A 21,443-nucleotide genomic window follows, 5' to 3' on the forward strand; every position below is an offset into this window, starting at 1 on the left:
TCACAGGATCGAAGACCGGAGTCCAATTCCGAAGCACTGCGCCGATCTGTGCGTAGCGCGGGCGGATGGATTTGTCCTAATGCGGCGGTTTCGCAGCAGCGTGACCGCAACTCATCGGAGCCCCCATCATCATGTCTGACGGAAATATAGCAACGACTTCCGGTTCGAGCGTCTCTGGAACCGAAGCAGGCCCGCCCACCGCGATCAGGGTGCTCGTCGCCAAGCTCGGCCTGGATGGTCACGATCGCGGCGCGAAGGTCGTCGCGCGCGTCTTGCGGGATGCCGGCATGGAGGTGATCTATTCCGGGCTCTACAAATCGCCCGCTCAGGTAGTCAACGCCGCCATCCAGGAGGATGTCGACGTGATCGGGGTGAGCTTGCTTTCGGGATCGCACGTGCCGCTGTTTCGCGAGCTGTGCCGGTGCCTGCGCGAGCAGGACGCCGAGCATATATTCGTCGTGGCAGGGGGAGTGATTCCGGCCCAGGATTACGAAGCTCTGATGGAATGCGGGGTCGACGTGATCGTCCCGCAGGAAGCCAGGTCGGACCTGATCGTCACCACGATCACGGATCTGGTCGCCGCGCGCGGGCGCATATGACCGCGGTTGCGCGCATGAACAGGTCGGCACGCGCATCCTACAAGCCTTCGATGGACCTGGTCCCGGAGGTGCTGGCGGGATCGCGCAATGCCATCGCCAGGATGATCACCCGGGCCGAGGCCGGCTATGCGGAGGCTGTCGAGGCCCTGGCCCAACTCTACAAACATGCCGGCAAGGCCCATATCATCGGCATCACGGGCGTGCCCGGAGCCGGCAAGTCCACCCTGGTTTCGACCCTGATCAAGTCCTTCACTTCGGCCGGTCACAAGGTCGGTGTCATCGCGGTCGATCCCAGCAGCCCCTATTCGGGCGGTGCGATCCTGGGCGATCGCGTGCGGATGAACGATTCCGCCGAAGCCAATCATGCCTTCGTGCGCAGCATGGCGACGCGCGGGCATCTCGGCGGCCTTTCCCGCTCCACCCTGGAAGCGGTCGATATCCTCGACGCCGCCGGCTATTCGCCGATCATCATCGAAACGGTCGGCGTCGGTCAGGACGAAGTGGAGATCGTCACCGCCGCTCATACCGTGGTCGTCCTGTCCGCGCCCGGCCTGGGCGACGATATCCAGGCGATCAAGGCCGGTATCCTTGAGATTGCGGATATCCACGTGGTCAGCAAGTCGGACAAGCCGGAGGCCGCAGCGACGGTCTCGGCGTTGAAGGGCATGATGGCGCTCGGGGGTCATGCCGGGCACCAGGCCTGGGACCCGCCCATCATCCCCGTAAGCTCGGTGTCGGGCGAGCGGATGGAGGAGCTGAAGGCGGAAATCTTTCGGCATCGCGAGCATCTGGCGACCAGCGGCGAGCTGGCCGACCGGCTCCGCAAGACGTGCCGGACCCGGATATTGGGCGTCGCCAAACACCTGTTCCAGCAGAAATTCAACGCAGGTCCCGGCGGCGTGGAGAAGGAGCTTCAGTTGGTCGTGGAGCGTGTGCACGATCCGCGCACCGCGGCGATCGCATTGCTCGGGTGGGAAAGTGGAAACGAAGAATGAAGACGCCATATTCGGAAGAGGCAATTGCGGACATCCTGCGCAAGCAGGCGGAATGGGAGGAAAATGAGCTCGCCGCCGCCCTGAACGGCAGGCCTGAGGAGCGGGAGGTCTACGAAACCGAATCCGGGATAAAGCTCAAGCGCGTCTATACGGCCGCCGACGTCGCGGACATTCCGGCTGACGAGCTCGGCTTCCCCGGCGCCTTTCCCTTCACCCGCGGCGCCTATCCCACCATGTATCGCGGCCGGCCCTGGACGATCCGGCAGGTGGCCGGATTCGGCAATCCCGAAGCGACCAACAATCGTTACAAATATATGATCGCGACCGGCCAGACCGGCCTGTCGACCGACTTCGATCTCCCGACTTTGCTCGGCCTCGATTCCGACGATCCGATGGCATTTGGCGAAGTGGGCCGCGTCGGGGTCGCGATCGACACGATCGAAGATGTCGATCGGCTGTTCGACGGGATCGACCTCGAACAGATTTCCGTTTCGCTGACCATCAATCCCTCCGCCTGGGTCATTTACGCGATGTTCGTCGCCGTGGCCGAGCAGCGCGGCTGCGACCTCCATAAGCTCAACGGCACCCTCCAGGCCGATCCGCTCAAGGAATATGTCGCCCAGAAGGAGTGGATCTATCCGGTCAAGCCCGCCGTCAGGCTGCTCCGCGATCTCATCATGTACAGCACCGAGGCCACGCCGAAGATCAACCCGATCAGCCTCAGCGGCTATCATCTGTCCGATGTCGGCGGGAACGCGATCCAGGAAATCGCCTTCATCATGGCCTTCACCATCGCTTATTGCGAGCAGGTGATCGATGCCGGCATGGATATCGACGATTTCGCCCCGCGCCTGTCATTCTTCTTCATCAGCCACCAGGATTTCTTCGAACAGATCTGCAAGTTCCGGGCGGCGCGTCGCGTCTACGCCAAGATCATGTCGGAGCGGTTCGGTGCGAAGAAGCCGGAATCAATGCGGCTTCGCGTGCACGTCCAGACGGCAGCGATGAGCCTGACCAAGGTCGAACATCACAACAATCTGATGAGAACGGCGATCCAGGCGCTCGGCGCGGTCCTGGCCGGATGCCAGAGCATGCACACCAACGGCCTGGACGAAGCCTTCGCGATCCCGACGGAGGAGGCGATGAAGCTTGCCATCCGCACCCAGCAGATCATTCGCGACGAGATCAACGTGACCTCCGTGGTCGATCCGCTCGGCGGTTCCTATTTCGTCGAGAGCCTCACCCGCGACATGGAGAAGGAGATGCTCCGGGTACTCAAGGAAGTGGACGAAATGGGCGGCGCGATCAAGCTGGTGGAGGAAGGCTGGTTTCAGCAGAAGCTCGCCGACTCCGCTTACGCCATCTTCAAGAAGGTCGACAGCGGCGAGAAGATCTCCGTGGGGGTCAATCGCTATGTCGACGAGACTAGCGAAGCCGCGGAGGCGGAGATTCACCCCTATGACGAACAATGCACCCAGTTGCAGGTCGAGCGCCTGAACGCGGTTCGGGCCAATCGCGATTTCGCGCACATCCAGATGCTGCTGGAGGAGCTGAAGCAGCAGGCCCGGACCGAGGATTCGAACTTGCTTCCCAAGACGATCGAGCTGGTCAAGGCGCGCGCCACTTTGGGCGAGATTTGCGGCGCGTTGAGGGACGTCTGGGGCTCCTATGACGAACCGATGATCGTTTGAAGGATCGGCTCATGGCAGGAACGATCATCACCCGGACCGAAGGCGCCATCGCCTGGATCAAGCTCAATCGGCCCGAGCGGCTGAACGCGATGAACGGAGACCTTGTCGACGATCTCTCCGAGGCATTGGCGATGGTCGAAAGCGATCCCGTCGTGCGGGTGATCATCCTCCATGGTGAAGGACGGGCCTTCTGTTCGGGCGACGACCTCAAGGATCTCGACTCGCAGACCTTGTCGGAAGCGGCCACGCAAGCCTGGGTGGAGTCCATCCAGCAGGTGACCTCGCAGATCATGGATTCCCGGAAGATCGTCATCGCCGCGGTGCACGGATGGTGCGTCGGCGGCGCTCTCGAATGGGTCATCAATTGCGACTTCAGGCTGTTCGCCGACGATGCCCGCTGGTTCTTTCCGGAAGTCGGCTACGGCCTGTTCGTGACGGGCGGGGTGACGGCATTGCTGACGAAGCAGGTCGGACCGCAGATCACCAAGGAGCTCCTCATCCTGGGCGAACGCCACGATGCGAAGAAGGCGCTGGAGGTCGGGATCGCCTGGAAACTCGTGCCGCCGCCGGCGTTGCTCGATGAAGCGGAAAAGCTGGCCTTGGCCATTGCCGAACGTCCGCAAGTGGCCGTGGCCGACGTCAAGCGCGCCATCAATCGTGGCTTCCATTCGAATCTCCACGACGCCATGGCGCTGGAAACCGAAGCCACGGTGCGCGGCTTCCTCACGCCCGAAGCGCAGGCACGCGCCAAGGATTTTTGAAGTCGCGTATCGCGCGCGCTCGATGCGCGCTGCACCAGAATTACTATGTCTGATGCTCAGAGTTAATGCTTTGCCGATCGTGGACTGCCCTGTTTATCGTCTCCGATCATGGGGACGGGGCACTCAATCGGTCGCATCGGGCGGAGCACGCTCGGACATATGTTGGTCGGCGGTCTCGCCGCATTGCTGGCGGTCCCGTCCGCCGCAGCACAATCCACGCTCGAGGCGCGGGTCGATGCGGTTCTCAAGCGCACGCCGATCATCGACGGCCATAACGATTTGCCGTGGCAATTGCATGATCTGTACGGCGACAAGGCCCTCACCGTGGATTTGCGCGGCGACACGCGCAGGCTGGAAAAGCCGTTGCAGACCGATATTCCGCGGCTGCGCCAGGGTCGGGTCGGCGGACAATTCTGGTCGGTCTGGATCCCGGCCGAAGTCACCGGGCCTGCGGCGATCCGGCAGACGCTCGAGCAGATCGATCTCGCCCATGCGATCGTTGCCCGCTATTCGGACACGTTCGAAATGGCGCGGACGGCCGCCGATGTCCGCCGCATTCAGCGTGCCGGCAAGATCGCCTCCCTGCTGGGCGTGGAGGGCGGCCACCAGATCGACAACAGTCTGGCGGCCCTGCGGCAATATCGTCAGCTTGGCGTCGGCTATATGACGCTCACCCATTTGCTCAACGTCGATTGGGCGGACAGCGCGACGGATACGCCCAAACATGGCGGCCTGACCGCGTTCGGCAAGGATGTGGTCCGGGAAATGAACCGGATCGGCATGCTGGTCGATCTGAGCCATGTCGCGCCGACCGTCATGCGCGATACGCTTGCCATTGCCCGCGCCCCGGTGATCTTCTCTCATTCCGGCGCACGCGCGATCGTCGATCATCCCCGCAACGTGGACGACGAGACGCTCAAGCTGGTCGCTGCCAATGGCGGCGTCGTGATGGTGACGTTCGTGCCGTTCTACATGTCGGCGCCCTCCGCGAAATATTATGCGGACCTCGCGGCGGAACAGGCGCGGTTCAACGCCCCGCCTTATACCGGACTTTATATCGGGCAGCCCGAACGGGCCGAAGCGGCTATCGCGGCCTGGAAAGCCGCACATCCACAGCCGCGGGCGACGCTCGCCCAGATCGCCGACCATATCGATCATATCGCCAGGCTTGTCGGCCATGATCATGTCGGGATCGGCAGCGACTTCGACGGAATTCCGGAGGTCCCCGAAGGCCTGGAAGGCGTGGAAACCTATCCTGCCCTGTTGGTCGAACTGGCACGCCGCGGCTGGACCGACGCGCAACTCGCCAAGCTGGCCGGCGGCAACATATTGCGCGTCATGGAACGTGCCGAAGCCGTGGCTCGGGAGATGGGGGGTGAATCCCCGTCCGGATGATCGACGACATATATCTCGATCCCGCCGCGCGGGTGCGCATCTGGTGAGCGCTTTCCCGTCAGTCGCGAGCGGCCCTTCTCCCATGGGGCAACGTAGGAATGGGCCTCGTCGGCGGGCGGTGGCCCGGTTACGAAACCTTCTGCACTGGGCGCCGTGCGCCATGGCCAAGCGCGTCCATCGCCGCAGTCCTGATATGGTCGCGAAACTCCCGCTCCATCTTCATGGTCTTCGCAATCCGGGCGCTGAAGCTTATCCCGGCCAGTGCGCTGAATGCCCTTGTCATCCTTTCCAGGTCCGGCGCGTCGAAATCGATTCCGAACGAGCTGATCACTTCAAGCCCGAGCTGGACGAAGCGCGGCTCCTCGCTCAGCCCGTCTCGCACCATAAAATGTCCGAACTCGATCATGCCCGGCCATTTGAACGCCTGTTCGATCGAGCCCTCGATCATGCGGCGGTCACGCTCGAGCCCCGCGGGAAGACTTTCGAGCTCGGCTATCCGCTCCCGCGCTTTGGATTCATATTTGTCGAGAACGGCTTCGTAGAGCGCTTTCTTGCTGGGATAATGGTGAAGCAGTCCGGCCTTCGAATAATTGAGCGCCTCCGCGACCTGCTGGATCGAGGTGCGCGCAAATCCCTGCCGGCCGAACAGTCCCGCGGCGCAATCGAGGATTTCGTCATTGATTTCGGACTTGGTCTGTCTCGGCATGGCGCGACCCTAACATGGCTTTCTTCGCACTGGTCAATCTCCAATAAGGGGTTGCAACCGACCAGATCGGTCGGTAACAGACCATATTGGTCGGTGATGCTTTAAGCGGGTCGTGGTCCGCAGTCAAACGAGCTGGGGCGGTAGCGCCCACGACATTGAACATTTCAGGAGGTTGCCTTGCTGCAGTTGAACGGTGTGGAGCATGTCTATCCGAACGGCACGCGTGCTCTGGATGGGGTAACCATTTCGATCGGGAAGGGCATGTTCGGCCTGCTCGGGCCCAATGGCGCGGGCAAATCGTCGCTGATGCGGACGATCGCGACGCTGCAGACCCCGACGGCCGGCGATATCAGATTCGGTGATATCGACGTGCTGGCGGAACCCGGTCGCCTGCGCGCCACCCTGGGCTATCTGCCCCAGGATTTCGGCGTCTATCCGCGCGTCTCTGCCTATGAGCTGCTCGATCATATGGCATCGCTGAAGGGCGTCGTCTCCGCCGCCGACCGCAAGGCGACGGTCGAGACGTTGCTGGCCCAGACCAATTTATGGACTGTCCGCACGAAATCGGTCGCCGGCTTTTCCGGCGGCATGCGGCAGCGCTTCGGCATTGCCCAGGCACTGATCGGCAACCCGGAATTGATCATCGTCGACGAGCCGACCGCCGGCCTCGACCCCGAGGAGCGCAATCGCTTCTACAACCTGCTGGTGGAAATCGGCGAGAATGTCGTGGTCATCCTCTCGACGCACATCGTCGAGGATGTCGCCGACCTGTGCCCGCGCATGGCCGTCCTGGCTGCCGGAAGGATCCAGCTCGACGGAGCTCCGGCCGAGCTGATCGCGCGGAGCCGCGGCACCATCTGGGGCAAGACGATCGAGCGCGAACGGCTGGACGAGGTGAAGGGCGCGCATGAAGTGGTGTCGACGCGCCTCACGGCGGGCCGCACCATCGTACACATCCTGTCCGATCAGGATCCGGGCGACGGCTTTGCGCCGGTCGAGGGCGGGCTGGAGGACGTCTATCTGTCGACGCTGGTGCGCTCACGCCGTCCGGCCGCGCAGCAAGCCGCATAAGGGGCAGGACAATGTTTGCGACGATCGCGCGCTTCGAGCTGCGCTACCAGCTGCGCAACCCGGTCTTCTGGGTTGCCGCCATCATGTTCTTCCTGCTGACCTTCGCGGGGACGACGGTGGAATCGATCCGCCTCGGCAGCGGCGGCAACATCCATACGAACGCGCCCACGGCCGTCGCGCAGATCCAGTTGATGATGTCGATCTTCTTCATGTTCGTGACGACCGCATTCGTCGGTAATGTGGTGGTGCGCGACGACGAAACCGGCTTCGGCAGCATCATCCGATCGACCAAGGTCGGCAAGTTCCCTTACATGATCGGCCGGTTCAGCGGTGCTTTCCTGGGCGCCGCGGTCGCCTTCCTGGCGGTGCCGCTGGCGACCTGGATCGGCACCTACATGCCGTGGGTCGATCCCGAGCATCTCGGGCCGAACCAGCTTCGGGACTATGCCTATGGCTATCTGGTCCTGGCTCTGCCCAACATCTTCATTACCTCGGCGGTCTTCTTCGCGGTCGCCAGCTGGACCCGTTCGGTCACCTACAGTTACCTGACCGTGATCGTGTTCATGTTCGCATATTTCGCGCTCACTTCGGCGCTGCGGAAATTGCCGGACCTCACCATGGCCGCCTATTTCGAACCGTTCGGTACGGTCGCCTACGGCGTGGCGATCCGCTACCTCAGCCCGGTTCAGGCGAATTCACAGGCGGTGGAGCTGACCGGCTTGCTGCTCGGCAATCGCCTGTTGTGGGTGGCGGTTTCGGCGGCGATCGTCGCGATTGCGGTGTGGCGTTTCAGGTTCGCCGAGCGCGGCGCCTCGGGGCGCAAGGCAAAGCGTCAGCTGGCGCGGGAAAAGAAGCTGGCCCGGATCGAGCCGGTCCTGGTCGAACGGCTGCCGGACAACAGGCCGGGGCAGGCTGCGTGGCGTCAGCTCGTCGTGCGCACACTGCTCGAGATGAAGCTGGTTTTCAAAAGCCCCGCTTTCTGGGTGCTTGCGATCGTCGGGACGATCAACCTCTATCTGACGCTCAATCTCGCAGGTCTCTTTTACGGGGTTCCGATCTGGCCCCGGACTTTCGCGATCGTCGAGACTGTGACCGGGGCTTCGGCAATGATCACGCTGCTGATCGTGATCTATTTCTCGGGCGAGATCGTCTGGCGCGAGCGGGAACGTCGCATCAATGAGATCGTCGACGCGACGCCGCTGCCCAACTGGATCCTCCTCGTCTCGAAACTTGCCGGAGTCGCGGGCGTGCTGCTGGTGCTCGGCGTCGCGGTGATCATGGTCGAATCGATCCTCTACCAGCTCATGGGCGGTGTGAAGGATATCGAGCTCGGCCGGTGGCTGGCTTGGTTCGTTGCGCCCAGCATCCTCTACGTAATCCAGCTTTCCGTGCTCTCGATCGTGGTCCAGGCGCTCAGCCCGAACAAGTTCGTGGGCTGGGGCATCATGCTGCTCTATCTCATTTCGGGCATCGTCTTCGCCAGTATCGGGCTGGGGCATCCGCTGCTGAACTACGCGGCCGTGGCAATGCCGCTGTCGGACATGAACGGGTCGAACTATGGCGGCGCGGTCGGCTGGTGGCTCCGCTTCTACTGGCTGGCCTTCGCCTTGCTGCTGGTCGTGATCGGCCATCTGATGTGGCGGCGGGGAACCGCGGTCACGCTGAAGGGCCAGTGGCGTAGCTTGCCGGCAAGGCTGCGGGGCAAGCCGCTGGCATTCCTGGCGGTCGCGCTGACTCTCACTGTCGGCATGGGCAGCTTCCTGTTCTACAACATGAATGTCCTGAACCAATATCCTGACCGTGATGAGGCGGAGCGCCGGCTGGCCCGGTACGAGCAGCTTTATTCGCGCTATGTGGACCTGCCGCAGCCGACGCTGACCGACGTCAGGATGAAAGTCGATCTCTATCCGTCACGCGGCGCGATGTATGTCGACGGCACTTATCGCTTCGCGAACCGGACATCGGCGCCGATCGAGACCTTGCACATCCGCATGATCCCCGGTCTGCCCACGCCGCTCCGCGTTGAATCGGTGGCCGGGGCCAAGCTGGTGCAAGCAGACAAGGAAAATAATCACTTCATCTATCGCTTCGACCGGCCGCTGCTGCCGGGCGCGAGCGGAACCGTATCGTTCCGGACGGCCGTCGAGAAACAGGGTCTGGCTGCCTTGCCCGATTCCCAGAATTACGAGGTCGACGCCCAGCCGGCGGCGAATGGAACCTATATCATCAATCACCAGATCCTGCCGATCCTGGGGATGAGCCGGCTCGGCTTCCTCGACGACAAGAGAAAGCGTGAGCAATATGGCCTTTCGCCCGCTCCCGAAGCGCCGAAGCTGCAAGATCGTTCGGCGCAGGCGAAGAATTATGCGGGCCTGGAACGTGTCAACACCGACATCACCGTGACGACCGACGCCGATCAGACGCTGGTCGCGACCGGTGCGCGGGTGTCCGACACCGTCGTCGACGGACGCCGTATCGCCCGGTTCGTGTCGCCAATTCCCTCGATCAACTTCATCATGATCCAGTCGGCGCGCTATGCCGTCAAAAGGGCAAATTCCGATGGCGTGAAGCTGGAGGTTTACTACCATCCGGAGCATCCGAAGAATATCGACCGAATGCTGAGCGTCATGGACGACGCGCTCGATTATTTCCGCACCAATTTCGGACCTTATCAATATCCCTATGCGCGGATCATCGAACGGCCGAGCTATGGAGGCGGCGCGAACTCGGCCGCCGGCACCATCGGTTTTTCCGAGAAAGTCGGCTTCAACATGGATCTCAGCAACCCGAAGCGGCTCGATTTCCTCGCCTACATCACCACCCATGAACTGGCGCACCAATATTGGTTCCACCAGTTGATGCCAGCGGATATGGAGGGCGCCGAGTTGCTGACGGAAGGGCTGGCGCAATATTCGGCGCTGATGGTGATGAAGCATCGCTACGGCCCGGATCAGATCCGCCAGTTCCTGAAATATGAACTCGATCAGTATCTCCAGGGGCGCCGGCTGGAGAAGGGGGAAGAGAACCCGCTCGGCCGGACGCGCGATCAGGGCTATATTCACTATAACAAGGCATCGATCGTGATGTACCTCATCCAGGAACGCCTGGGTGAGGAGCGCGTGAACGCCGTGCTCCGCGAGCTTCTTTCCAAATATCGTTTCAAACCCGCGCCTTATGCCAGGTCGAGCGATTTGATCGATGGCTTGCTGGCAGTCGCCCGCACGCCGCAGGAGCGCGAGCTGATCCTCGACCAATTCTACCGCATCACGCTCTACGACCTGCGGATGAAGGAGGCGAATGTTCGCCGATTGCCGAATGGCCAGTTCGAAACGACGATGATCATCGCTGCCGCAAAGACTCACGCAGATCGCAAGGGCAACGAACGGGAGGCGAAATTCGACCAGCAGGTCGATGTCGGCCTGTTCACCGCACTGCCCGGCGATCTCGGTTTCGGCCGCGAAAACGTCTTGTCGATGCAGCGGCTGCCGCTCCGCTCGGGCGAGCAGCAGGTCCGTTTGGTCACGCAGAACAGGCCGGCCTACGCGGGGGTCGATCCGTACCTCACCTTCATAGATCGCAACTCGAACGACAATATCGTTCAGATATCGGAGCTCGGCCAGTAAGCGAAAGGTGGCCGGCCTATAGACCTTCGCAGTGCTGGTGCGTAGCCGTCGCGCCAGCCAATGGGCGGAGGGGGGTCTCGCGCCTTGTCTTGCGCAACGCGCTCCAAGCGGGGCGTAATGAACCTGTTGAGGCGATTTCCATCTCGACTTGGCTCGTTCAGGCCAGCCTGCCAAGCCGCCCGAGCGCGCACAAAGGTTCAGAGTCAATAATTCTTACTGTTAGACTTAGTTTTACTACGCTTTACCTTCATAGGCATCAAGAAACCTGAGCCTTAGCCTCAGCATTAGTGAATTGCGGCGCATTGCCCACTTACATAAGCTTTGCAAGCAGCTTGAGGTGGGAGAACCGCGGAAATCGATCCGCGAGCTGCGAATGCCCGAAAAAAATGGGCTTGTGGGGGGAAAGAATATGCGCAATCGACTTTCAGGTGCCGGTGTCTGGCTTGCGGGCGTTTCCGGTTTATCAATGGCTTTGTGCACACCGGCAATGGCGCAGACGGAGCCGGTAGAGGCGCAGGCCGAACAGGCGGGGCCGCGCGACTCGAACGACATCATCGTCACGGCCAGCCGTCGCGAGGAATCGGCGCTCGACGTCCCGATCAGCATCGTGGCCTATTCGCAGGAAAAGCTCGATCAGAAGGGCGTGCGTAATATCGAGGACCTCGTCCGCTACACGCCGGGCGTGACCCTGACCCAGGGTTTCTCCAACATCAAATATATTGCGATTCGCGGGCTGCAATCGTCGGTCGGCGCAACCATGACCGGCCTCTATATCGACGATACGCCGGTCCATATCCGCAACCTCGTGCTGATGAACAATTTCTATCCGGCGCTTTACGATCTCGAGCGCGTCGAAGTGCTGCGCGGCCCGCAGGGCACCTTGTTCGGCGCCAGCGCGATGGGCGGCGCGATTCGCTTCATCACCGCCAAGCCGAACCTGACCGAATTTGTCGGCAATGCGCGGGCGGAACTGGCTTTCACCGAGCATGGCGATCCCAGTTACGAAGCCGGCGCCGCGATCGGCGGTCCGCTGATCCAGGACAAGCTGGGCTTCCGCATCAACGCCAATTATCGCCGCGACGGCGGCTATATCGATCGGGTTCCCTACCGGCCCGGCCGCGGCACCGCCGAGGAGAATTCGAACTCGGCCCGCACTTTCGTCGCCAACGCGTCACTGATGTTCAAGCCGATCGATACGCTGACGATCACGCCATCGGTCTTCTACCAGAAGGCCCTCAAGGACGATTCCAGCACCTATTGGACGTTCAAGGAAGGCTCGACGCGGCCTCAGCCGCCGCTCTTCCAATCCGGCCAGGGCGTCGCCTCGACCGGCAGGGACAGGACGATTCTCGCTCAGAACAAGATCGAATGGGACGTCGGCCCGGTCAGCCTGATCAGCAACACCGCCTATATCAATCGCAAGATCAGGTCGTCGGACGACGGCACTGCATTCCTGCTCGACGTGCTGGGCCCTGGCTTTGCTCCGTTCTACAATCCTCTTCTGCCGTTCGCGGGCGGGAGCGGTCCGCTCGATATCGATCTCACTCTGCCGGGTAACGCGAACAATCCGAATTGCGGCGAGTGCGTGACGATCGAACTGGATATGGTTCAAAAAGGATTTACCCAGGAATTCCGGGTCCAGTCCAATGATCCTGACGCGCGCCTGAGATATGTGGTTGGGGCGTTCTATCAAAAGACGAGACAAGCCTCGCACGAATTCGACACGGCGCGCAATGCGCTGGGCGGCGCTCTTTATCTCCCGGCTGATCTCCTCATCGCGGCGTACGGGCCTGTACTCGGACCCCTCCTTACGCTTCCGGTCGGCGCCAACGGGAATTGGGCGGATTCCTTCTCCCGGATCGTCGACAAGCAATATGCCTTGTTCGGCCAGGTCGATTTCGAATTGTTCGAGAATCTGACGCTGACCGCAGGCCTTCGCTATTCGGTTCTCGAGTTCGAATCCCAGCAGATCGACACCGACGTGGTGACGGGAACGCCGTCCATTAGCCCGATCCGCCGCAGCAAGGAAAAGCCGCTGACGCCGAAATTCGGCATTCAATACGACTTCAGCGACGATTTCATGGTCTACGCCACGGCCGCCAAGGGCTTCCGCTCCGGCGGGGTGAACACCTCCTCCGAAGTCGATCCGACAAACTATACCCCTGCCTGTCTGGCGGGTCTCGAACTGCTCGGCTTGACGGAGATCCCGGCAACCTACACGTCGGACAGCACCTGGTCCTACGAGGTCGGCGCCAAGGGCCGTATTGGCAGGACCCTGTCCGTGGCGGCAGACGTCTTCTATACCGAGTGGACCGACGTTCAGCGAAGCCGCTCGGTCCCGGCAGGCTGCCTCAGCGTTTTCACCGATAATTTCGGCAAGGCGCGCAGCCAGGGTATCGAAGCGCAGGTCACCTTCACGCCGGTCGCCGGGCTGACGCTCGACGCCAATCTCGCTTATATCGATGCGACCCAGCGTGAAACGATCTACGTATTCGGCACGACGAACACGATCACACGCAAGGGCGACCGTTTCGCGACCCCGTGGACCATCAACCTCACCGCGGATTATGAAACGCCGATCGGTTGGGACGACGCCCGGGTATATGGGACGGTCCAATACACTTACAGGAGCGAGTGGAACGCGAAGCCGGGCAATGTCGGGTTCAATCCGCTGACCCTGAATACCGACAGTCAGAATCAGGTGAACGCCCGCTTGGGCATCCGCCGCGACGGCTTCGACATTTCGGCATTCGTCAACAACCTCACCAACTCGCGGGACATTATCGGACGATTGAACTTTCAGCCGGCCGACCGCGTCGAGATTCAAACCTGGCGTCCGCGCACCTTTGGTTTGACGGGCCGCTACAACTTCTAAACCCGGAGTGTCATGATGGGTCGTGGGGGGTTTCGGGTCTAACGCTCGAAGCTCCCCGTGTCCGTGTCCCTCGTGGCGCCTCGCAGGCCGCTTCCGGTTGCGATCATATGGTGGGGGCATTCCGGCCAGACTGGCGGACGGAAAAGCATTAGCGTTCACTTTGGATGGACAGATCACAGGATTTCCGATGCTAAAGATTGAAAATCTCACACACGTTTATCCGAACGGGACGCGCGCCCTCGACAATGTGTCACTCGAGGTGCCCGCCGGGATGTTCGGGCTGCTCGGGCCTAACGGCGCCGGCAAATCGACGCTGATGCGCACCATTGCGACGCTGCAGGTGCCGACCTCCGGCGCCATCCGCTTCGACGAGATCGACGTGCTGGCCCAGCCTGATGCGCTGCGCCGGACGCTCGGCTATCTGCCGCAGGATTTTGGTGTCTATCCGCGCGTTTCGGCCTACGACATGCTCAATCATCTCGCCGTCCTGAAAGGCTATAGCGACGGGCGGGAGCGGAAGGAGGCGGTCGATGCCTTGCTCAACCAGGTCAATCTCTGGGCCGTTCGAAACAAGGCTATTGCGGGCTTTTCGGGCGGCATGCGGCAGCGCTTCGGCATTGCCCAGGCACTGATCGGCCAGCCGCGGCTGCTGATCGTCGACGAGCCGACCGCCGGCCTCGATCCAGAGGAAAGCAACCGCTTCCTCAACCTCCTTTCGGAGGTCGCGGAAGACATCGTGGTCATCCTGTCGACCCATATCGTCCAGGACATTTCCAACCTCTGTCAGCGCACCGCGATCATCGCCGGCGGACGCATCGTCCAGGTCGGCGCGCCGCAGGACCTGATCCGGGATATGCGCGGGCGCGTCTGGAAGAAGGCGATCGACAAGCAGGAGCTCGACGCACATCGCGAGGCCTATGACGTCATCGCCACCCGCCTCTCCGGCGGACGGACCGTCATCCATGTGCTCGCCGACAGCGATCCGGGGAACGGTTTCAGCGCGGTCGAAGGCGACCTCGAGGATGTCTATTTCTCGACCCTGTCATCGCTTCGCCGCGCGGCCTGAGGGGCTTCAACATGTTTCGTCACGTCGTCGGGTTTGAACTTCGCTACCAGCTCAAATCACCCATTTTCTGGGGCACGAGCATCATCTTCTTCCTGCTGACGTTCGCGTCGGTGGTCTCGGACGATATCAGGATCGGCTGGGGCGGCCAGGTTTTCCGCAACTCGCCTTTCGCGATCGCGATGATGAGCATGATATGGAGCATCTTCGCGATGTTCATCGTCACCGCATTCGTGTCGAACGTCGTGCTGCGCGATGACGAAACCGGCTTCGGTCCGATCATCCAGGCCACCCGTCTTTCGAAATTCGACTATCTGTTCGGCCGCTTCACGGGCGGGTTCCTCGCCGCCTCATTTGCCTTCCTCAGCGTCCCGCTGGGGGCGCTGATGGCGGTGGTCATACCGGGTCCCGATCCCGAGACTATCGGTCCGATCCGCCTCTATGACTATCTCTACGTCTATTTGCTGTTCTGCGTGCCGACCTTGTTCGTCATGAGCGCAGGCTTCTTCGCCTTGGCGACGGCGACCCGTTCGATGATCGCGACCTATGTCGGCGCACTGGTCGTGCTGGCCATATATCTGTTCACCAGCGTCTATCTGCGGCGGCCGGAATTCGGCGCGGCCTCGACGCTCAGCGATCCGTTCGGCCTCGCGACGCTTGCTCATGTGACTAGATATTGGACGGCGCATGACCGCAACACGATGCTCCCGCCATTCCTTGGCCTGATGCTGCAGAGCCGCGCGATCTGGGGCGCCGTGGCCTTGGGGCTGCTGGCGCTCGCCTGGCGCGCCTTCACCCGCCAGCGGGTTTCGACCCGCGCCGACCGCAAATCCGCGCGGCGCGAAGCCCGGGAAGCGCAGGTCGCGGCGCCTGCCTCCGGCGCAGTTCCGCCGCCGCCCACCAATCGCGGTCTCGGCTGGAGCCCGCTGGCGGCGCTGACCCGATTCGAAGTGCAGGGCGTGCTGCGCGGGCCGGTCTTCATCGTCCTGCTCGGCTTTGCCTTCATCAACACCGTCGTCGGGCTCTGGCTGGCAGGCGACGACAGCGTCACGATCATCTATCCGGTCACGCGCGTGATGATCCAGACGCTTCTGGCCCAGTTCACGACCATTCCCTTGTTCATTGCCGCTTTCTATGCGGGCGAACTGGTCTGGCGCGACCGCGAGCGCCGAATTCATGAAATCGTCGACGCGACGCCGTCGCCCGACTGGGCGTTCCTGGTTCCCAAGATCCTGGCCATCAGCTTCGTCCTGCTGGCGATGGGCGTGATAAGCATAATTGCCGCGGTCGCGGTGCAATTGCTCAAGGGCTTCACCGACATCGAGATCGGCCATTATCTATCCTGGTACCTCGCCCCCTGGTTCGTCACCATGGTGCTATATTCGGTGCTGGCGGTGTTCGTGCAGACCCTGGCGCCGCACAAGTTCGTCGGCCTGCTGATCATGCTGCTCTATTTCATCGCCGAGACGATCCTGCCGACGATGGGATTCGAGAGCCACCTCTACCTTTATGCGACCACGCCGCCGACGCCGCTTTCCGACATGAACGGCCTAGGCAAGTTCGCCGAAATAGCCGCCTGGTACCGCGCTTATTGGGCCTGCGGCGCGGTGATACTCGCGGTGCTTTCCTATGCTTTGTGGCGGCGCGGTGCGTCGGCGCCGCTGGCGATGCGGATCAGGAAGCTCCCCCAGCGCCTCGCTGGGACGCCCGCCATCATCGCCGGCGCCGCGGCAGTATTGATGGCCGGCCTCGGCGGCTGGATCTACAACAACAATTATATCCTGAACGATTTTCCGACCTTCAACGAGAGCCAGCGCTGGGCCGCGGATTACGAAAAGACTTTGCTGCCCTACGAGGACGATCCGCAGCCCAAGATCACCGACATGAGGCTGCACGTGGATATCTATCCCGATGCGCCGCGTGCCGTCACGCGCGGCAGCTATGTGATCGAGAACAAGACCGGTGCGCCGATCGCCCAGCTTTACGTGTCGTGGGCGCATCCGTCCGTGACCAAGTCCTTCATCGGAACCATGATCGAGCCGGGCATCAAGATGCGCTCGCTCGAAGTGCCCGGTGCGCGGCTGACCAAGGAATTGAGCGACTTCAACTTCCGCATCTATACGTTCGATACGCCGATGGCGCCGGGCGAGCGCCGGGAGATCCATTTCGAGACGGTGCGCGAACAGCACGGATTCCGCAATTCGGGCAATGAGGACCGCATCGTCTCCAACGGCACCTTCCTCAACAATTTCGCGCTGACGCCAAATCTCGGCGTGTCGCGCTGGCCGCTGCTGCAGGATCGCGCGACCCGAAGCAAATACGGTCTCCAGCCCGATCTTAAGCTCAGCAAGCTCGAGGATCAGAGTGCCCGTGCCTTCACCTATCTCAGGCACGACAGCGATTATGTGCACGCGGATGTCACGCTGACCGGCCCGGCCGACCAGGTCCTGATCGCGCCCGGCCAGCGGATCTCGCACCAGGTCAAGGGCGATCGGCAGATCGCGCACTTCCGCACCGAAGCCCCGATCCTGAACTTCTTCTCGATGCAGGCCGCCAGGTACAAGGTGCGCAAGGATCGATGGAACGACATCGGGATCGAGGTCTATTACCACCCCGAGCATCATTATAATGTCGACCGGTTCGTGGACATCGCAAAGGACGGCTTGGCTTATTTTTCGAAGAATTTCAGCCCGTATCAGTTCAAGCAGTTCCGCATCATCGAATTCCCGGTCTACAACAATTTCGCTCAGGCGTTCCCGGGTACCGTTCCTTATTCGGAAGGGGCCGGTTTCATCGCCAAGATCGATGAAAGCGAGGGCGTCGACTTCATTGCCTATGTCACCGCGCACGAACTCGCGCACCAATGGTGGTTCCACCAACTGACCGGCGCCGACATGGAAGGCAGCACCGTGCTCAGCGAAACGCTGGCACAATATTCGGCGATCATGGTGATGGAGAAACGTTATGGCGAGGCGATGATCCGGCGCTTCCTGAAGCGGGGGATGGAAGGCTATCTCGGGGCGCGCGGCAAGGAGAATGTCGCCGAACCGCCGCTGGAGCGCGTGCAGGAACAAGCCTATGTCCGCTACCAGAAGGGCGGGAACGTCATGTACCTGCTCAAGGATCGCATGGGCGAGGCCGCGGTCAACCGTGCGCTGCAATCCCTGCTCGTAAAGTTCGCCTTCAAGGGAGCGCCCTATCCGTCTTCGAGCGATCTGGTCGCTGCTCTTCGCGCCGAGGCGAAACCGGAGCATCAGCAGCTCATCACTGATTTGTTCCAGCACATCACGCTCTACGATCTGAAGACGAATGACGCACAGGCGACCCGTCGTGCCGACGGCAAATGGGATGTGACCTTCACCGTCGAAGCCCATAAGCGTTACGCGGACGGCAAGGGGATCGAGACCGAGGCGCCGCTCGACGAGATCATCGATGTCGGCATCTTCACCGCGGATCCCGCTGCGAACGACTTCCGGCGCGAAAATGTCATGATGCTGAAGCCGCAGCGCCTGCGCACCGGCAAGCAGCGGCTGACGGCCGTCGTTGACCGGAAGCCAAGCTTCGTCGGCATCGATCCCTATATCAAATATATCGACCGGAATGCGCAGGACAATGTCAGGAAGGTGGATTGAGATCGCAGCCGAAGCGTGTCGGATGTGAACGCAGTCCAACCTTCCGCCCCCGCCCGGAAGCGCGAGGACCGGCCTGAAAGGTCGTCACGCAATTCTAATCTGGTGGCAATCAAAAGACATTGAGGGCAGATCTGTCAGCGACAGGAGAAGCTGGGCGAAAAAGGCCTGTCCGGGGTGTGGGATTGCGAGGAACGGGATGAGACAAGGGGCAATGCGCTGGATTTTGACGGTCGTGGCGGCACTGTCGGTCGCCGCCTGCGGATCCGGTGCCGATCGGGATGATGGCACCGCCTGGCAACAGGAAACGGCGCACTTCTACACCGCAGCTCAAATCGACGGATCCAATGCGGCCGAGCTTGGCGTGGCTTGGGAGTTTGACGATTTCGTCGTGCGCGGCGGCCGCACCCATCACGGCATCGAGGCGACCCCGGTCGTCGTCGATGGAATCATGTATCTGAGCGGCCCTTGGAGCATCGTCTATGCGCTCGATGCCAAGACCGGCGCACCGCTTTGGCAATATGATCCTGAAACCAACGGCCAGGCTGCGCGCATCACCTGCTGCGGCGTAGTCAATCGCGGCGTCGCCGTGGCGGACGGTACAGTCTATGTCGCGACGCTCGACGGTTATCTTGCCGCGGTCGACGCCAAGACCGGCAAGCAGATCTGGAAGGTGGACACGATCACCGACCGGAGCCGCAGCTATGCGATCACCGGCGCGCCGCGCGTCGCCGGCCGGAATGTGGTGATCGGCAATGGCGGCGGCGAGATGGGCGCGCGCGGCTATGCCAGCGCTTTCGACCGCAAGACCGGCAAGCTCGCCTGGCGCTTCTTCATCGTTCCGGGCGATCCTGCCGCCGGGCCCGACGAGCATCCGGAGGTGACCGAGGCGCGCAAGACCTGGGATCCGAAATCTGCGTGGAACAAGGGCGGTGGCGGCACCGCCTGGGATTCGATCGTCTACGATCCGGACACCAACATCGTCTATGTCGGCACCGGCAATGGCAGCCCGCATCCGATTTACGAGCGCAGCCCGGCGGGCGGAGACAATCTCTATCTTTCTTCGATTCTGGCACTCGACGCCAACACGGGACGCAAGAAGTGGCATTACCAGACCACACCCAAGGAAAATTGGGATTATACCGCCACCCAAAACATGATCCTTGCCGACATCAAGATCGGGGACAAGATCCGCAAGGTCATTATGCAGGCGCCCAAGAACGGTTTCTTCTATGTGCTTGACCGGGTGACGGGCGAATTGCTGTCGGCAGAGAAATACACGATCGTCACCTGGGCCGATCGGGTCGATCTGAAGACGGGGCGGCCGGTCTTCAACGCCAGCGCCGATTATAAGGATGGCGAAAAGACGGTTTGGCCGTCCGAGGCCGGGGGCCACAATTGGCAGCCCATGGCCTACAATCCGACGACCGGCCTGGTTTATATTCCCGTTCTCGAGACGTCGATGACCTTCAAGCGGGCGCCGCAACCCTATCGGCCCTATTCGGTGGTGCAGGGCGTCGAGAATACAATTCCCGCTATGGGTCCCCTTTTCGGCGGGGACGCGCCACCGGTCGAGCCTGGGCAGCCCAAGCCGCGCTTCGAACAGGTGCTCAAGGCCTGGGACCCGGTGCGCCAGAAAATGGTCTGGAGTTCGAAGGTCATGCCGTTCTGGAGCGGCGGGGTCATGACCACGGGCAACGGTCTTGTCGTTCAGGGCTCGGCCGATGGTTATCTCAACATCTATGACGGACGGGATGGCAAGGTCCTGCATCGGATCAATATCGGGACTGGCATCATGTCGGCGCCGATGACCTACGAGATCGACGGAACCCAATATCTCGCCGTCGCCGCGGGCTTCGGCGGCGCTTTGGCTCCCACCTATCTGCCGGGCTGGGCGGCGCTGGAGCGCGAAAACAAGGCCCGGTTGCTGGTCTTCAAGCTCGGCGCTGCGGCTCAGCCCAAATTGCCGCCGTTGCGGACAGCGACGCCGCTCGTGCCGGCGCCGGCCAGATATCGCGGCACGGCCGCCCAGGCGGCGCGAGGCGAAATGCTGTTCGGCGAAAATTGTGCGCGCTGCCATGGTGCGGCGGGCATGCCGGGCACCTATCCCGATTTGTGGAAGATGCCTTCCGAACGGCATGACGCCTTCGAACAGATCGTGCTGGGCGGTGCGTTTGTCGATGCCGGCATGGCTTCGTTCGCCGACGTGCTGACCCAAAGGGACGTGAAGGATATTCATGCCTATCTGGCTCGGCCGGCGGCACCGCCCGAAAAGAATGTCAAATGAGAGGATCGTGAGAATGATAAGCCCGGTGTGTCGCAACCTGATTCTGGCTGGCTTTTTCGCCGCCGTCTCCGTCATGCCCGCGGCGGCGCAGTCGGAGCATGATCGGCAAGTCCGGTTGGCCGATGCCCAGAAGATCGCCGGCAAGGTGGTGGAACTTGCGGCGGCCAAGGGGAACATGGTCTCCGTCGTCATCGTGAACCGGGAAGGACGCGTGATCCTGTCCCAGCGGATGGACGACGCTTCCTTCATCAGTCTCAAGGTGGCCGAAAGCAAAGCGGTGACCGCGGCGGTGGTCGGTGCGCCGACCCAGTTGCTGGGCCAGCTTCCCGACAAGGAGAAACTCTCTCTTCTCGCCATATCCGAGATCGTGACGATCGCGGGCGGCGTGCCGGTCGTCAGCGGCGGCAAGACCATTGCCGGGATCGGCGTCAGCGGCGCGGCTGCGGAGGACGATCATGCGATGGCCGAGGCCGCGCTGAAATTCGCGCTGCCGGATAAGGATCGCGCGCCGCAATGAAGCTGCGCCTCTCCTCGGCCAAAGCCTGATCGGTTTGCACCTGGCGGGGCGCAGGTGGAAGGGGGAGGTCCCGAGCCGACAGCGAGGCCATGATCCAGAATTCCGACCGATCGACGCAGCGCCCACGCGGATTTGCATTGACTCGCGCCCACCACAGAATACCGTGTTTAGTATACGAACATGGTGACAGCCGCTGCGTCAACGGAGCCGGAAGGTTACCGGCAGCGGTCA

13 protein-coding genes are annotated in these 21,443 nt (G+C 61.9%); 12 read left to right on the forward strand and 1 reads right to left on the reverse strand.

Annotated elements, in window-relative coordinates:
* Positions 1-131 precede the first annotated feature (131 nt).
* The 5 genes from RQX22_RS07695 (at position 132) to RQX22_RS07715 (ending at position 5,441) form a co-directional block, all read left to right on the forward strand.
* A complete protein-coding gene (locus RQX22_RS07695; protein ID WP_315725208.1) occupies positions 132-599 on the forward strand; it encodes a cobalamin B12-binding domain-containing protein in 468 nt (155 codons plus the stop codon).
* 14 nt (positions 600-613) lie between these two features.
* Positions 614-1,594: a methylmalonyl Co-A mutase-associated GTPase MeaB gene (meaB, locus tag RQX22_RS07700; protein ID WP_315725210.1), complete on the forward strand. Its 981-nt coding sequence runs from the start codon at positions 614-616 to the stop codon at positions 1,592-1,594.
* Complete coding sequence (locus RQX22_RS07705) at positions 1,591-3,285, forward strand: methylmalonyl-CoA mutase family protein (RefSeq protein WP_315725211.1); 1,695 nt, start codon at positions 1,591-1,593, stop codon at positions 3,283-3,285. Before meaB ends, RQX22_RS07705 begins: the two co-directional genes overlap by 4 nt.
* A gap of 11 nt (positions 3,286-3,296) precedes the next feature.
* On the forward strand, positions 3,297-4,046 hold the full coding sequence (locus RQX22_RS07710; RefSeq protein WP_315725213.1) for an enoyl-CoA hydratase/isomerase family protein: 750 nt from the start codon (positions 3,297-3,299) through the stop codon (positions 4,044-4,046).
* A 159-nt stretch (positions 4,047-4,205) separates the two neighbouring features.
* Complete coding sequence (locus RQX22_RS07715; protein WP_315725215.1) at positions 4,206-5,441, forward strand: dipeptidase; 1,236 nt, start codon at positions 4,206-4,208, stop codon at positions 5,439-5,441.
* 127 nt (positions 5,442-5,568) lie between these two features.
* On the opposite strand, the gene RQX22_RS07720 is transcribed toward RQX22_RS07715, so the two are convergent.
* Positions 5,569-6,147 carry a TetR/AcrR family transcriptional regulator gene (locus RQX22_RS07720; protein ID WP_315725216.1) on the reverse strand — a complete coding sequence of 193 codons (579 nt, stop codon included), beginning with the start codon at positions 6,145-6,147 and terminating at the stop codon, positions 5,569-5,571.
* A gap of 177 nt (positions 6,148-6,324) precedes the next feature.
* Here RQX22_RS07720 and RQX22_RS07725 point away from each other — a divergent pair, with 177 nt between their 5' ends.
* The 7 genes from RQX22_RS07725 (at position 6,325) to RQX22_RS07755 (ending at position 21,212) form a co-directional block, all read left to right on the forward strand.
* Complete coding sequence (locus RQX22_RS07725) at positions 6,325-7,218, forward strand: ABC transporter ATP-binding protein (RefSeq protein WP_315725218.1); 894 nt, start codon at positions 6,325-6,327, stop codon at positions 7,216-7,218.
* An 11-nt stretch (positions 7,219-7,229) separates the two neighbouring features.
* Entirely contained in the window at positions 7,230-10,841 is a 3,612-nt protein-coding gene (locus RQX22_RS07730; protein WP_315725220.1) for an ABC transporter permease/M1 family aminopeptidase, read from the forward strand.
* A gap of 487 nt (positions 10,842-11,328) precedes the next feature.
* The gene (locus tag RQX22_RS07735) at positions 11,329-13,716 is read left to right on the forward strand and encodes a TonB-dependent receptor (RefSeq protein ID WP_315725221.1); all 2,388 of its coding nucleotides are present in this window, start codon (positions 11,329-11,331) and stop codon (positions 13,714-13,716) included.
* A 187-nt stretch (positions 13,717-13,903) separates the two neighbouring features.
* A complete protein-coding gene (locus RQX22_RS07740; protein WP_315725223.1) occupies positions 13,904-14,782 on the forward strand; it encodes an ABC transporter ATP-binding protein in 879 nt (292 codons plus the stop codon).
* 11 nt (positions 14,783-14,793) lie between these two features.
* Positions 14,794-18,411 (forward strand): ABC transporter permease/M1 family aminopeptidase, encoded by a 3,618-nt coding sequence (locus RQX22_RS07745; RefSeq protein WP_315725225.1) that lies wholly within the window; start codon positions 14,794-14,796, stop codon positions 18,409-18,411.
* A gap of 211 nt (positions 18,412-18,622) precedes the next feature.
* Positions 18,623-20,695 carry a PQQ-dependent dehydrogenase, methanol/ethanol family gene (locus tag RQX22_RS07750; protein WP_315725227.1) on the forward strand — a complete coding sequence of 691 codons (2,073 nt, stop codon included), beginning with the start codon at positions 18,623-18,625 and terminating at the stop codon, positions 20,693-20,695.
* Between the two features lie 13 nt (positions 20,696-20,708).
* A complete protein-coding gene (locus RQX22_RS07755) occupies positions 20,709-21,212 on the forward strand; it encodes a GlcG/HbpS family heme-binding protein (RefSeq protein WP_315725229.1) in 504 nt (167 codons plus the stop codon).
* Positions 21,213-21,443 lie beyond the last annotated feature (231 nt).

It is taken from the genome of Sphingosinicella rhizophila (genome assembly GCF_032378825.1).
GTDB lineage: Bacteria > Pseudomonadota > Alphaproteobacteria > Sphingomonadales > Sphingomonadaceae > Allosphingosinicella > Allosphingosinicella rhizophila.

Coding starts and splice junctions, on each gene's coding strand:
- RQX22_RS07695 (WP_315725208.1), top strand. CDS start 132: ATGTCTGACGGAAATATAGCAACGACTTCCGGTTCGAGCGTCTCTGGA.
- meaB (WP_315725210.1), top strand. CDS start 614: ATGAACAGGTCGGCACGCGCATCCTACAAGCCTTCGATGGACCTGGTC.
- RQX22_RS07705 (WP_315725211.1), top strand. CDS start 1,591: ATGAAGACGCCATATTCGGAAGAGGCAATTGCGGACATCCTGCGCAAG.
- RQX22_RS07710 (WP_315725213.1), top strand. CDS start 3,297: ATGGCAGGAACGATCATCACCCGGACCGAAGGCGCCATCGCCTGGATC.
- RQX22_RS07715 (WP_315725215.1), top strand. CDS start 4,206: ATGTTGGTCGGCGGTCTCGCCGCATTGCTGGCGGTCCCGTCCGCCGCA.
- RQX22_RS07720 (WP_315725216.1), bottom strand. CDS start 6,147: ATGCCGAGACAGACCAAGTCCGAAATCAATGACGAAATCCTCGATTGC.
- RQX22_RS07730 (WP_315725220.1), top strand. CDS start 7,230: ATGTTTGCGACGATCGCGCGCTTCGAGCTGCGCTACCAGCTGCGCAAC.
- RQX22_RS07735 (WP_315725221.1), top strand. CDS start 11,329: ATGGCGCAGACGGAGCCGGTAGAGGCGCAGGCCGAACAGGCGGGGCCG.
- RQX22_RS07740 (WP_315725223.1), top strand. CDS start 13,904: ATGCTAAAGATTGAAAATCTCACACACGTTTATCCGAACGGGACGCGC.
- RQX22_RS07745 (WP_315725225.1), top strand. CDS start 14,794: ATGTTTCGTCACGTCGTCGGGTTTGAACTTCGCTACCAGCTCAAATCA.
- RQX22_RS07750 (WP_315725227.1), top strand. CDS start 18,623: ATGCGCTGGATTTTGACGGTCGTGGCGGCACTGTCGGTCGCCGCCTGC.
- RQX22_RS07755 (WP_315725229.1), top strand. CDS start 20,709: ATGATAAGCCCGGTGTGTCGCAACCTGATTCTGGCTGGCTTTTTCGCC.